The sequence below is a fragment of the Sphingobium sp. LF-16 genome, assembly GCF_003711185.1.
In the GTDB taxonomy this organism is placed as follows: Bacteria; Pseudomonadota; Alphaproteobacteria; order Sphingomonadales; family Sphingomonadaceae; genus Sphingobium; species Sphingobium yanoikuyae_A.
Map to the genome: position 1 here is coordinate 2,051,979 of NZ_CP029335.1, position 13,679 is coordinate 2,065,657.

13 protein-coding genes are annotated in these 13,679 nt (G+C 64.4%); 10 read left to right on the plus strand and 3 right to left on the minus strand.

The window, feature by feature from the left end; genetic code table 11:
• Positions 1–234: 234 nt before the first annotated feature.
• The 3 genes from DIZ22_RS09595 to DIZ22_RS09605 form a co-directional block, all read right to left on the minus strand.
• Positions 235–3,132, minus strand: a complete 2,898-nt coding sequence (locus tag DIZ22_RS09595; protein WP_048938185.1) for a M16 family metallopeptidase — start codon at positions 3,130–3,132, stop codon at positions 235–237.
• Between the two features lie 208 nt (positions 3,133–3,340).
• The gene (locus DIZ22_RS09600) at positions 3,341–4,771 is read right to left on the minus strand and encodes a DEAD/DEAH box helicase (RefSeq protein ID WP_048938186.1); all 1,431 of its coding nucleotides are present in this window, start codon (positions 4,769–4,771) and stop codon (positions 3,341–3,343) included.
• 279 nt (positions 4,772–5,050) lie between these two features.
• Positions 5,051–5,521: a pyridoxamine 5'-phosphate oxidase family protein gene (locus DIZ22_RS09605; protein ID WP_048938187.1), complete on the minus strand. Its 471-nt coding sequence runs from the start codon at positions 5,519–5,521 to the stop codon at positions 5,051–5,053.
• Between the two features lie 105 nt (positions 5,522–5,626).
• On the opposite strand from DIZ22_RS09605, the gene DIZ22_RS09610 reads away from it, so the two are divergent.
• From DIZ22_RS09610 to DIZ22_RS09655, 10 genes are all read left to right on the plus strand, one after another.
• Complete coding sequence (locus tag DIZ22_RS09610; RefSeq protein WP_004207592.1) at positions 5,627–6,205, plus strand: NifU family protein; 579 nt, start codon at positions 5,627–5,629, stop codon at positions 6,203–6,205.
• Between the two features lie 88 nt (positions 6,206–6,293).
• A complete protein-coding gene (gene tsaB / locus DIZ22_RS09615; RefSeq protein WP_048938198.1) occupies positions 6,294–6,920 on the plus strand; it encodes a tRNA (adenosine(37)-N6)-threonylcarbamoyltransferase complex dimerization subunit type 1 TsaB in 627 nt (208 codons plus the stop codon).
• Positions 6,917–7,399, plus strand: a complete 483-nt coding sequence (locus DIZ22_RS09620) for a GNAT family N-acetyltransferase (protein ID WP_004207594.1) — start codon at positions 6,917–6,919, stop codon at positions 7,397–7,399. The genes tsaB and DIZ22_RS09620 overlap by 4 nt, the downstream gene beginning before the upstream one ends.
• A 111-nt stretch (positions 7,400–7,510) precedes the next feature.
• The gene (locus DIZ22_RS09625; RefSeq protein ID WP_004207595.1) at positions 7,511–7,936 is read left to right on the plus strand and encodes a MucR family transcriptional regulator; all 426 of its coding nucleotides are present in this window, start codon (positions 7,511–7,513) and stop codon (positions 7,934–7,936) included.
• Between the two features lie 126 nt (positions 7,937–8,062).
• Positions 8,063–8,485: a Fur family transcriptional regulator gene (locus DIZ22_RS09630; protein ID WP_004207596.1), complete on the plus strand. Its 423-nt coding sequence runs from the start codon at positions 8,063–8,065 to the stop codon at positions 8,483–8,485.
• A 4-nt stretch (positions 8,486–8,489) separates the two neighbouring features.
• Positions 8,490–9,248: a lysophospholipid acyltransferase family protein gene (locus DIZ22_RS09635; protein WP_048938188.1), complete on the plus strand. Its 759-nt coding sequence runs from the start codon at positions 8,490–8,492 to the stop codon at positions 9,246–9,248.
• Between the two features lie 9 nt (positions 9,249–9,257).
• Positions 9,258–10,622, plus strand: coding sequence for a tRNA (N6-isopentenyl adenosine(37)-C2)-methylthiotransferase MiaB (gene miaB, locus DIZ22_RS09640; RefSeq protein ID WP_048938189.1), 1,365 nt, complete (start codon positions 9,258–9,260; stop codon positions 10,620–10,622).
• A gap of 101 nt (positions 10,623–10,723) precedes the next feature.
• Positions 10,724–11,725 (plus strand): PhoH family protein, encoded by a 1,002-nt coding sequence (locus tag DIZ22_RS09645; RefSeq protein ID WP_048938190.1) that lies wholly within the window; start codon positions 10,724–10,726, stop codon positions 11,723–11,725.
• A 24-nt stretch (positions 11,726–11,749) separates the two neighbouring features.
• Positions 11,750–12,259, plus strand: coding sequence for an rRNA maturation RNase YbeY (gene ybeY / locus DIZ22_RS09650; protein ID WP_004207600.1), 510 nt, complete (start codon positions 11,750–11,752; stop codon positions 12,257–12,259).
• 69 nt (positions 12,260–12,328) lie between these two features.
• A complete protein-coding gene (locus tag DIZ22_RS09655; RefSeq protein WP_048938191.1) occupies positions 12,329–13,276 on the plus strand; it encodes a hemolysin family protein in 948 nt (315 codons plus the stop codon).
• Positions 13,277–13,679: the final 403 nt, after the last annotated feature.

The following is a 13,679-nucleotide window of genomic DNA, read 5'->3' on the forward strand; positions in this document are numbered from 1 at the left end:
CCCCTGCCCTGCCCGCAACCTGTTGGCGCCCCGCCCATTGGAGGATCAATCGAGGGAGGTATTTCATGGATCTGGAAGCGAATTTCGGCCGCGCCTATTTCGAGCAGCGACGCGACCGCAATCGCCAGTTGGCGGCGCGATCGGCCACACCGGCGCTGCGCAACATGCATCTGGAATATGCGCGGCTCTACGAGCAATTGCTGCAGGCGGAGGACGCGCAAGCCGTCCAGCCGTCTATTTGGCAGCGACGCCCTGAGGCAGCACCACGGCCGACCAGCTCTTGCCCGGCACCAGATATTTGGTCGCCAGCGCCTGGATATCGGCCGGCGTGACGTTGAGCAGATCCTGGCTCATCGTCTGCATCGCCTGCACATAGCGGGGATCATGGGTCGATCCCTCCATCTGCCCCATCCAGAAGGCATTGCCGGTGCTGGCGCGCATCAGCAACTGCCGCATCGGCGCCACCGCCCGTTGCAGTTCGTCGGCGCTGATCGGCGTTTTCGCCAGATCGGCAGCCGTTTCCTTCACGACGCTGTAGAAATAATTGACCCGGTCGGGCCGCACCTGGCTGGTCACCAAGATATAGCCGCCGCTATCATAGGAGAAGGGCCAGCTATTCTGCACGCTGGGCGAATAGGCAGCGCCCTCGGTCGAGCGCAGCTTGTCGAACAGCCGGTCATTGAAGATCTGGGTCAGGATTTCGAGCTGGCGCGCCTCCTTCGTCAGCGCAAAGCCGCCCGAGGTCGGCCAGGCCATGACGGCAGCCGCCTGTTCCTTGTCACCATCATGGCGCAGGATTACCGGCTGTTCGACATGGGCGGGGAAACGCTGCACCTTGTTCGCGGCCGGCACGGGCACGTCCGGGCGAGCCGGCATCGCGCCAAAGGTCGCCGCCACGGCCTGGATCGCCTCTTCGGCCTTCACCTGGCCGAAAATCTGGATCTCGATCGGCCCCGAAGCCAGGATCGGCTCCCAGGTCTGGCGGAAGCTTTCGGGCGTCAGCGCGTTGATTTCCGCCTTGGACGGGGTGCGGAACCGCACATCCTTGTCGTGCAGCAGCCAGTTGAGGTCGCGCCCAAGCACGCCATCGGGCGCGCGCGACATCGCGTCATAAGCGACCGAGGCGCCGGTCTTCACCCGCGCGATCGGCGCGGGATCCCAGCCGGGCTGGTACAGCTTGGCGGCGAACAGGCGCAACTGGTCCTTGTAATCGGCCGGGCGCGTCACCGCCTGCAATTCGAACGCGTCATCGTCGGTCGAAAACTGCATGCCCATGCGCCGGCCATTGGTCAGGTCGTCCAGTTCCCGCTGGCCCAGCTTGCCGATGCCGCTCGCTACCAGCGCATAATCGCCAGCCCAGCTCGCCACCGGCTTGGTGGGTGAGAAGGCCTGCTGGCCATGACCGAAGCGGACATTGATGCGTACCTTCTCGGTCTCCGCATCATTGGCGAACAAGGTCAGCTTGACGCCGTTGGAGAAGGTGATGCTCTCCATCCCCTGCAACCCGACCGGCGTGCGCGACACGACGGTCGCGGGCGCACCGAATTTGGGTAGGTCGTCCATCGTCACCGCCTTGTCGGCCAGGCGGGCATTGGTCGCCGCCTTGACCGGCGCGGCCAGCGCAGCGGCCAGCTTCTGGTCCTGCCCCGCCTCGACCTTGCCGGTGATCAGCATCGCCCGGAACACCCCGGCGGAAAAGAGGCGGCGGGTGCAATCCAGTATCTTCTGCGGCGTCATCGCCGGCTTGCCGGAACGGAAGATGTCGAGCGCCGCCTGCGGGCTGACCGTGGTTTCGCGAATGTCCACTGCGCTTACCAGATCGCTCGCCTGCTTGGCCCCGGCTTCCGTGTCGGCATTTTCAACCTGGATCGCCAGCGCCGTGTCGAGCTGCGCATATTCGCGGTCGATTTCCTGCTGGGTCGGCGGCGCGGCCTTGGCATCCTCGATGATCGCGCGCACATCGGCCAGCGCCTTCTCCCAATTCTCGCCGGTGGGCGTGATGGTGATGAAGGTGCCGTCGGCCGACCGGCTGATATCCTGCTGATCGACGCCTGCCGCCAGGAAGCTGCCCCCGGCCCGTGCCGCCTGCTCCAGCCGTCGGCTGACGATCTGCAGCGCCAGCATGTCGGTCAGCTTGTCCTGATTATAGACGATCGTGTCGGCATGCGGCTTCCACGGGCGCAGCCAGGCCATGGTGAGGCCCGTCGGCGAGCCCGGCTCCACCACGACGCGGGTGGCCGGCGCCTTGGGGTCCGGCTCGCCGAAATCGGGCTGCTCGGCGCCCTTGCCGCTATCCTGCCAGCTGGCAAAATTATCCTTGAGCAACTGTTCGGCCAACGCCGGGTCGATATCGCCGGCAATCGCAATCACCGTGTTTTCAGGGCGATACCAGCGCTGATGGAAGGCTTCTGCCTTGGCCGCGGTCACCGCGTTGAGCGTTGCGACCGTGCCGATCGGCGCATGGTCAGCCAAGGCCTGGCCGGCAAAGAAATGCTGGCGACTGGCGTCGGAAATGCGCATCTGCGGACCGTCGCTCTCGCGCCGTTCGGCCAGCACCACCGCCCGCTCGGCATCGACCGCGCTGTCGACGATATTGGGGTCGGTCATCATGCCGGCCAGGATCTTCAGGCTTTCGCCAAGGCTCGTCTGATTGGCCTGCGGCAGGTCGAGCGCATAGGTGGTGCCGGTCGGCGTGGTCGCGGCATTGCTGTCGCTGCCAAAGGTGACGCCCAGCCGCTGCCAGATGCGCTTCGACTCGCCATCGGGCACATGGCGCGACCCGCGCATCGACAGATGTTCCATGAAATGGGCATAGCCCTGCTCATCGGGACGCTCCATCAGCGATCCGGCATCGATGCGCAGGCGGATCGACACCTGCCCTGGCGGCACGCCGTTGCGGCGGATGGCATAGCGCAGCCCGTTGGACAGCGTGCCGAACCGCCACGCCGTGTCGATCGGCACATCACTATTTTCGTAGAGCCAGGGGCGGATATCCGCCTGGCTGCCGCCCGGCGCGGCCTTTGCCCCGGCGACCGAAGGATCGGTTCTTGCCGCCAGCGGCAGGGGAGAGCCCGACAGAAGCAGGGCCAGAATGGTGAGCGAAGCGGCCGAACGGCGAGAGGTCAAACGCATAGGCAGGGGAGCCTAACGGCATTTTCCTGAATGACCACTGACAATGATGGCCACGCCGCGGCATCGGAGCATTGCACACAGAAGGGGGAACCGCTCTTGCGCCCCAAGCGATGCGACAATGAAAATATGGCGCGCACGCAAAATTGCGCGCGCCAGAGCGGTTGGTCCCGGACGCTCCATGGGGGGAACGCCCGGAACGCCTCAGCTATTAGCCGCGCGGTGCGCCGGTGCGCTGGACCGCGCCCTTGTGCGTGCCGACGGCGCCACCGCCGCCACCGCGACGACGACGGAAATTCTTCTTGGCGCCGGCACCATCGCCTTCGCCACGATGCGCGCCCTCGCCACGATGGCCCCCTTCACCACGGCGAGCCTTGTCGGGCGCGCCGCGCTGGGCCTTCTGCCCTTCCTGATAGCGACGCTGGCCTTCGGCACGCTTAGCCTGCTGGGCCGGGCTCTGGCTCGGCCCCTTGCGCTGCGGCGCGGGCTTGGGAAGGTTGCGCACGGCCTCCAGGAAATTCTCTGGCAGGGGCACGATCTCGGGCTTCACCTTGGTCGCCCGCTCGATCGCCTTCAGATAAGGCCGTTCGTCATCCGCCACGAAGCTGATGGCGATACCGTCTGCGCCGGCACGCGCCGTCCGCCCGATGCGGTGAACATATTGTTCCGGCACGTTCGGGATTTCGAAGTTGATGACGTGGGACACGCCCGACACGTCGATGCCGCGCGCGGCGATGTCGGTCGCGACCAGCAGCTTGCAATGGCCGTGGCGGAACGCCTGCAGCGCGGTGGTGCGCTGTGCCTGGCTCTTGTTGCCATGGATCGCGAAGGCCTGAATGCCCGCGCCCTCCAGGAAGCGCACGACGCGGTCGGCGCCATGCTTGGTGCGGGTGAAGATCAGCGCGCGGTCGATCTCCTCGGTCTTCAGCACGATATGCAGCAGTGCCTGCTTTTCTGCCTGGTTGACGAAGGTCAGCTGCTGGCGGACGCGCTCGGCCGTGGTCGACTGCGGCGCGACGCTGACCTTGACCGGATCATTGAGGAACTGGCCGGCCAGCGCCTCGATCTCCTTGGGCATGGTGGCCGAGAAGAACAGGTTCTGGCGATCGCGCGGCAACAGCTTGGCGATGCGCTTCAGCGGGTGGATGAAGCCCATGTCCATCATCTGGTCGGCCTCGTCGAGGACGAAGATTTCCGTGTCCTTGATGGTGAAGGCGCGCTGGTCGATCAGGTCAAGCAGACGGCCGGGGGTGGCGACGACGATGTCGACGCCGGCCGACAGGGCACGGATCTGCTTGTTGACCGGCACGCCGCCGAACACGGTTTCCACCGACAGGCGCAGGAAACGGCCATAATCGCGGAAGCTCTGGGCGATCTGGGCAGCCAACTCGCGGGTCGGCGACAGCACCAGCATGCGACAGCCCTTGATCGGCGTCGGCTTGGGATTGCGCGCGAAATAGTCGAGGCTGGGCAGCGCGAAGGCTGCGGTTTTGCCGGTGCCGGTCTGGGCGATGCCGCACAGGTCGCGGCCTTCCAGCAGGACCGGAATGGCCTTTTGCTGGATCGGCGTCGGCTCGGCATATTTCTTGGCGGTCAGCGCCCTGATGATTGGCTCGGAAAGACCAAGTTCATTGAAATGCATGAGAAACTCACAAGTCGGCCGGGCGCCAACCTGTCTGCGGACGCAGCAAGGGCGCAAGGCGGGTTAGGAAACGACCCGCGTGAATAGGGAAGCCTCAAGCTTGGCGCAGACTGTCATTGGCCGGTTCCCAGGGCCTGTCAGAGCCGGGAACGATCACGCTGCCAATCGCTATCGGGCCCCAAGGGCCATGCTGCGCTGCCGCACATATGGGGCAAATGCCGCTGAAAAGCAAGCGGCCACGGGATTTCGCCCGCGGCCGCCCAACATCATGCCAATCCTTTAAAGACTGACCTCGGCATGCTTGTCGCGCAACTCCGCCCGGACATCGCCGCCGAACATCATCTTGAACACGCCGCCGATCGACAGATCGGCGCGCCAAATCTCCGCCGTGCCAAGGTCAAAGCGCAGCATCAGCAGGTTGGGATCCTGTCGTCCGCCCGGATACCAGGCCTCGATCTGCTTCGACCAATAACGGTCGATCACCGCCTCGTCGGTCTCCGGCACCAGCGTGCCGTTGATGCAGGCGAACAGATAATGATCCTTCGCCGCGAACTGCGCCATGGCCGGCCCGCCGGCGGCCAGCCGATTGTCGCGACTGGTGTAGAACCAGAAGCAATGATCGGCATCCTTGTCCAGTTGCGCGGTCATCGGCACGCTGTGCGCATGGCTGCCCTGCAACCCCACCATCAGGAACGGGCTGCTCGACAGGTCCGTCCAGAAACGCTCGCGAATATCCTTGTCGTCGCTCATCTTTCCATCTCCTTATCTGGGGCTTCACCAAAGGAAATGGCCCGACGCCGCCGAAGTTCCGTTTGACCGCTTGATCTCGCGCGCGCACGTCGCCACATAGCGGCCATGCTGATCGAGACTGAACTCACGCCCAATCCGGCGACCGTCAAATTCCTCCCCGGCCAGGCCGTCATGGGCGCCGCGGGCACGCGCGACTTCGCCAGCCCCGAAGAGGCGGAAGCCTCGCCGCTGGCTGATGCGCTGTTCGGCCTGGGTGACGTGACCGGCGTCTTCTTCGGCGCCGACTTCATTTCGGTGACGATCGCGCCGGGCGCCGAATGGAGCGACGTGAAGCCGGAAATTCTCTCGATCCTGCTCGACCATTTCTCGGCCAACATGCCGCTGTTCGCCGCCGGCACCGCCGCGGGCTTCAGCGTCCCGGCCGAGGAAGAGGCCTTCACCGATGACCCGGAAGATGCCGAGATCGTCGACCAGATCAAGGATTTGATCGAAACCCGCGTGCGTCCGGCCGTGGCCAATGACGGCGGCGACATCATCTATCGCGGCTTCGACAAGGGCACCGTCTATCTGCGCATGCAGGGCGCCTGCGCCGGCTGCCCCTCCTCCTCCGCCACGCTCAAGAACGGAATCGAGCAGCTGCTCAAACATTATGTGCCGGAAGTGACGGAAGTCCGCGCGGTCTGACGCTGCGATGACCGGATTTGGCAAATCGCCCCGGATCGATTAACCGCAGCCATATCCATATCGGCACCGCGGCTTCGGGGGAGTGAATTTGCGCATATTGGTCATCGACACCGCCACACAGGCGCTGTCCGTTGCGCTGCTGGAAGACGGCCAGCCAATCGGCCATTTTCATGAAATCGTCGGCCGCGGCCATGCCGAGGCGCTGCTGCCCGCGATCGCCGCCCTGCCCGATGGCGGGCGCGCCGACGCGATCGCGGTCGATGTCGGGCCGGGCAGCTTCACCGGCGTGCGCATCGGCATCGCCGCCGCCCGCGCTTTGGCGCTCGCCTGGTCGGTGCCGCTCCATGGCTATAGCGCCTTTTCGCTGATCGCCGCGATGGCGGCGCTCGACCATCGGGACGGCCCGGTCGCCGTCACCATCACCGGCGGCCATGGCGAACTCTTCTGGCAATTGTTCGAGACCGATGGCCGCACCGCCACGACCCAGCCCGCCTCCACGCCGATCGCCACGCTCGCGACCCAACTGGACATGGCGCAATTTTACGGCACCGGTGCTGAGGCGCTGGTCACCGCACGCGGCGATGGCACCGCGATAGCCCTCTATCCCGAAGCCGCCCGCTACAACCTGATTGCAGAGCTGCCGCCGCTTGCCCCCTCCCCGCTCTATGGCCGCGAGGCCGACGCCAAGACGATCGCGGAGCGCGCCGCTTCATGATCCCCGCCGGCCTGACGCTCGACACCTATGATGAGGGCGAGCGCAATGCGCTCGCCGACGCCATGGAAGTGATGACCCGCGCCTTCGACCCGCTGTTCGGCGAGGCCTGGACCCTGCCCCAATTGTCGGGGGTCATGACCATGCCGGGCACCTGGCTGACCGTCGCCCATGTCGATGCGGCCCCGCTCGGCTTCGCTCTGGTCCGCTCGGTGCTGGACGAATGCGAACTGCTGCTGTTGGCGGTCGATCCGCTATGGCGTGGCCGTGGGATCGGCCGATCTCTGCTGGGCCACAGCCTGACGCTGGCGCGTCGCCGTGGCATCACGTCGATGAACCTGGAAGTCCGCGCATCGAACATGGCGGTCAAACTTTATGAGACTATTGGTTTCGAATATGTACATCGTCGCCCCGGTTACTATCGGGGCAATGATGGAAAGCTTCATGACGCCTTGAGTTTTCGCATCGACATGCTTGTTTAAGGCAATCTTCTCTTGCGAAGGCAGGCCACAGGGTCTAGCCAAGATATACCGCTCTGAATCCATTTCCTCAGGCGGGTCGCACAATAGAAGCCTTTGCAGGAACCAAGAAAAATGGAAAACGAATCGGCACAGAGCGAACTGCTCGTCACTCTGACCTCCGACATTGTCGCTGCGCATGTCTCGAACAACAGTGTTGCTGTTTCCGACGTCGCAACCCTGATCCAGAATGTTCATGCCGCGCTGACCGGTCTTTCGACCCCGGCACCCGCCCCCGAAGTCAAGCCGGAACCGGCTGTTTCGGTACGCGCATCGATCAAGCCGGATTACATCATCTGTCTGGAAGACGGTAAGAAGCTGAAGATGCTCAAGCGTCACCTGATGACCCATTATCAGATGACCCCCGAAGATTATCGCGCCAAGTGGGGCCTGCCGGCCGATTACCCGATGGTCGCCCCCAATTATGCCGAACAGCGCCGCTCGCTGGCCAAGAAGATTGGTTTGGGCACCAAGCGCCGCCGGACCCGTGGCGGCAAATAAGCCCCACAACTTCGGCATTTACCTATTGCGAAAGGGGCGCATCGACGATGCGCCCCTTTTCCGTTGGAACAAAAGCGGCTAGGCAATGTCCGACTTTTCCATTTTTGAAGCGAGCCAGCCCCCCGCATGAACCGCAAGATCGACGTCGAAGCCCTTTGCCACGAAAAGGGCCTGCGCATCACCGAACAGCGCCGGGTCATCGCCCAGGTGCTGAGCGACGCGACCGATCACCCCGATGTCGAGGAACTGCACAAGCGCGCGTCCACCATCGATCCGGGCATCTCGATCGCCACCGTCTACCGCACCGTGCGCCTGTTCGAGGAAGCCGGCATTCTGGAGCGCCACGATTTTGGTGACGGCCGCGCCCGCTACGAAGCCGCCCCGGAATCGCATCACGACCATCTGATCGACGTCGAAACCGGCAACGTCATCGAATTCGTCGATCCCGAACTGGAACTGCTGCAGAAGCAGATCGCCGAAAAGCTCGGCTTCCGTCTGGTCGACCATCGCATGGAACTCTACGGCGTCGCCCTCGACCGCAAGGACTGACGCCTTGGCGCCACTGCGCCGGGCAGGCCGCATCACCGCCCTTCTGGGCAGCCTGCTGCTCTGCCTGCCCCCGCACCTCTTGTGGCGCCTGTTTCGCCGTCCATCCCCCTGGCCACGCCGCTTCCTGGGGATGGCGGCCCGCTCGGTCGGCGCCCGCGTCCGGGTGGAAGGTCGCCCGGTCGACAGCGACATGTTCCTAGTCGCCAATCATGTCAGTTGGATCGACATTCTCGCCCTCGCCGACGCCACCGGCGCCGCCTTCGTCGCCCATGACGGCATTGCCAGCTGGCCGGTGATCGGCTGGCTCGCGACCCAGAACAACACATTGTTCGTCTCGCGTGAGAAACGCGGCAGCCTGTCGGGCCAGCTCGATGCGTTGCGCGCCGCGCTCGCTGGCCATCAGCCGGTCGCGCTTTTTCCGGAAGGCACGACCAGCGACGGCAGTGGCCTGCTGCCCTTCAAGCCCTCGCTGCTCGCCGTGCTGATGCCGCCGCCGCGCGCGGTGATGATCCAGCCGGTCCATATCGACTATGGCGCGGCCACGACGGAGATCGCCTGGCACGGCGACGAACCGGCCGGCGCCAACGCCAAACGGCTGCTGGAGCGCAAGGGCCGCCTGCCCGTCACCATCCGGTTCCTGGAGCCGTTCGACCCGGCCAGTTGCGCCGATCGCAAGATATTGGCCGCCACCGCGCACCAACGTATCGCCGCAAGCATTGCCGCGCAGCTGCCACCTTCCTCTTCGGCCCAAGCGCCTGTATAGCTGGACGGCATGAATCGTAACGACGCCCCCGAACATACCGCCGGCAAGGGCCCGGCCACCTTCCAGGTCAAATCCTTCGGCTGCCAGATGAACGTCTATGATGGCGAACGCATGGCCGAAATGCTGGGCGAGCGCGGCATGACCGCTGCTGCCGATGGCGCAGAGGCCGACCTCGTCATCCTCAACACCTGCCACATCCGCGAAAAGGCGGTGGACAAGGTCTATTCCGACATTGGCCGCCTGACCCGCGAGGATGGCACGCGCCCGATGATCGCCGTCGCCGGCTGCGTCGCCCAGGCCGAAGGCGGCGAAATCCAGCGTCGCGCCCGCAATGTCGACATCGTCGTCGGCCCGCAGGCCTATCACCGCCTGCCCGACCTCATTGGCAAGGCGCAGCGCGGCGAGGATGCGGTCGACACCGACATGCCGGCCAATTCCAAATTCGCCGCCCTGCCCGGCCGCACCAAGCAGGCCCGGCCGACCGCCTTCCTGACGATCATGGAAGGCTGCGACAAATTCTGCACCTATTGCGTCGTGCCCTATACCCGCGGCGCGGAAATCAGCCGCAGCTGGTCCGCGATCTTGGACGAGGCCAGGGCGCTGGTCGATGGCGGCGTGCGCGAGATCACCCTGCTCGGCCAGAACGTCAATGCCTGGACCGGCGAGGATGATCGGGGCCGGATGCAGGGCATGGATGGCCTGGCCCGCGAACTGGCACGGCTGAGCGGACTGGAGCGCATTCGCTACACCACCAGCCACCCCAACGACATGAGCGACGGGCTGATCGCCGCCCATGGCGACGAGCCCAAGCTGATGCCCTTCCTCCACCTGCCGGTGCAATCAGGCAATGACCGTGTCCTCAAGGCCATGAACCGCAGCCACACGGTCGACAGCTATCTGCGCATCATCGAGCGCGTGCGCGAAGCGCGGCCCGACATCGCCCTGTCGGGCGATTTCATCGTCGGCTTCCCCGGCGAGAGCGACGCCGAGTTCGAAGATACTCTCAAGATCGTCGATCAAGTGCGCTATGCGCAATGCTATTCCTTCAAATATAGCCCCCGCCCCGGCACCCCGGCGGCGGAGATGGATCACCAGATCCCGGCGGCGGTGATGGACGAACGGCTGGCCCGGCTGCAGGCCGCGATCAACCGCCATCAGGTCGATTTCAACAGCGCCACGGTGGGCCGCACCACCAGCATCCTGCTCGAACGCAAGGGCCGCTATCCCGGCCAGCTGATCGGCAAAACGCCCTGGCTGCAATCCGTTCATGTCACCGCGCCCGAATATGGCATTGGCGACATGGTCGATGTCGATATCATCAGCGCCGGCCCGAACAGCCTGGCCGGCGAAATCAGCAGGAGGAAAGCCGCTTGAACCAAAGCCTCGTCATTCCCGCACAGCCGGGAAGCCATCTCCCCGACCCACGGCGCCTGCCGGTCCTTACGAGATGCATGACGAGCCAGGGAGGCTTTTGAATGGGCAAGAAACCGCACCATCCCCGCACCGACATTGCCGAGCGCGCGCGCCTGGAAGTGATGTTCGAGAAACCGCATCTTCTGGGTGCGCTGTTCGGCCAATATGATCAGAATCTGGTCGCGATCGAGAACCGGCTCGGCGTCTATATCGCCGCGCGTGGCAACAAGCTGCAGATCGAGGGCGAGGCCGAAGCCGCTGCCCGCGCCCGCGACGTGATGACCGGCCTCTACAACCGCATCGTCGCCGGGCAGGAAATCGACAATGGCGCGGTGGAAGCCGTGATCGCCATGTCGGCCGAACCGACGCTGGACGGCATCATCCGCCATGACGTCGCCGAACCGCCCAAGGTGATGATCCGCACCCGCAAGAAGACGATCGTCCCGCGCTCCGCCACACAGGTCGCCTATATGGAGGCGCTGACCCGGAACGACATCATCTTCGCGCTTGGCCCGGCAGGCACCGGCAAGACCTATCTGGCAGTTGCCCAGGCGGTCAGCCAGCTCATCACCGGCAGCGTCGACCGCCTGATCCTCTCCCGTCCCGCCGTCGAGGCGGGCGAGAAGCTCGGCTTCCTGCCCGGCGACATGAAGGAAAAGGTCGATCCTTACCTCCGGCCGATCTACGATGCGCTGCACGACACGCTGCCGGCCGAACAGGTCGAACGGCGGATCGCCAGCGGCGAGATCGAGATCGCGCCGCTCGCCTTCATGCGCGGCCGGACGCTCGCCAATGCCTTCATCGTGCTGGACGAGGCACAGAACACCACCATCGCCCAGATGAAGATGTTCCTGACCCGCTTTGGCGAAGGCAGCCGCATGGTCATCTGCGGCGATCCCAAGCAGGTCGACCTGCCGCAACCCGGCATTTCGGGCCTGGCCGACGCGGTCGCGCGGCTGGACGGGGTCGAGGGCATCGCCATGGTCCCCTTCGGCATTGGCGACGTCGTGCGCCATCCGGTGGTCGGCCGCATCGTCCAGGCCTATGAGGGGCCGGATGCCTAAATCTTCACAACGGATCTCAACATTATGATCGAAGTCGCTGTCCTTCATGAAGAAGGCTGGCCCGGCGCGGACTGGGAATTTCTCGCGCAACAGGCGGTGTCGGCCGCCATTGCGCACAGTCCCTATGCCGCCTTCGCGACCGACTCCACCCTCTATGAAGTCGCGGTCAAGCTGACCGACGACGATGAGGTGCATCAGCTCAACCGCGCCTATCGCGAGAAGGACAAGCCGACCAACGTCCTGTCCTTCCCGATGGTGCAGGAAGACCTGCTGGAAGTGACGGCCAATACCGACGATGGCGAAGTTCTGCTGGGCGATATCGTGCTGGCCGAGGGGGTCTGCGCCGCCGAAGCCGCGGAAAAGGGCATATCGGTTGCCGACCATGCCACGCATCTGATCGTCCACGGGACTTTTCATTTGCTTGGATATGACCATATGGACGACAATGAAGCCGAGGCGATGGAAGCGCTGGAAATCCGCGCACTCCTCAGCCTCGGTCTGGCCGATCCCTATGGGGATCGGGACAATGGTTGATCATGCTTATTCGGATCCGGTCCATCACCGGCTTCGACAATGTTCTGAAACAGGGGAATAGGAAGTAAGATGGCTGAAGGCAGCCCGAAGGATAGCGCCGGTTCCAAGGAAGCGGACAGTAGTAACGAGGGCGGTTTATGGAGCGGCCTGAAGTCGCTCCTGTTTGGCGAGAATGAAGCCCCCAGCCTCCGCAAGGAACTGGAAGAGGCGCTCGACGAATATGATGAGGAAGAGCAGGAAGAGGGCGCGGCCCCGCCTGCCAAGGGCGACCTGTCCGCGATTGAGCGGCAGATGGTCCGCAACCTGCTGCATTTTTCAGAACATACGGTCGACGACGTCGCCCTGCCTCGCGCCGATATCGTCGCGATCGAGGAAAAGGCGAGCTTTTCCGAACTGGCCGAACTGTTCGCCGAGGCCGGGCATAGCCGCATCCCGGTCTATCGCGAGACGCTCGATACGATCGTCGGCATGGTCCATATCCGCGATGCCTTCGCGATCCTTGCCGGCAAGGCGCCGGTGCCCGACACGCTGGCGCCGCTGATCCGCCAGCCGCTTTATGTGCCCGAAAGCATGGGCGCGCTCGACCTGCTCGCCGAAATGCGCGCCAAGCGCACCCATCTGGCCATCGTGCTCGACGAATATTCAGGCACCGAAGGCCTGCTCACCTTCGAGGATCTGGTCGAGGAAATCGTCGGCGAGGTCGAGGACGAGCATGACGACGCGCCCGAAGCCATGCTGGTGCCGCTGGAGGGCGGCATGTGGGACGCCGACGCCCGCGCCGAACTGGACGATGTGGCCGAGGAAATCGACCCGCGCCTGGGCGAGATCGAGGAAGATGTCGATACACTGGGCGGGCTCGCCTTCGTGCTCGCCGGCCGCGTCCCCGAACCGGGCGAGATCATTCTGCACGAACAGAGCGGCTGGAAGCTGGAAGTCTTGGCCAGCGACGGCCGCCGCGTCACCCGCCTGCGGCTCCACCCGCCGGTCGAACAGGAACTGGAAGCGGAAGAGGCCTGAGGGTCAAGCCTTCGCCACGGTGATGATATTCATTGGCGAGCAGACGTTCCGCCATTCCTCTCCCGTTTACAGGAGAGGGAGGGGCCCGCACCGAAGGCGTGGGAGGGTGAGGGTCTTCTGGCGTAAGCAGCCCTCATCCAACTTCGCCTAGCCGGCTTTGCCAGCAAGGCTTCGTATCCTTCTCCCGCCAGCGGGAGAAGGAGTGTTCGCAGTTGGCCGTTAGTCTCGCTGCCCTTATATCGTCGCTGCGAGTACAGCTGGGCACTTCGACATCGCTGCCATTCAACCTTCGTCTTTCGCATCGCAAAATGTTAACGGGGCATATCTAGGGCGTATCGATATTCAACCGAACGGCGGGCATGCGCAGCGAGCGATCTTCTTTCAGGCACCATCCTTATGCCGA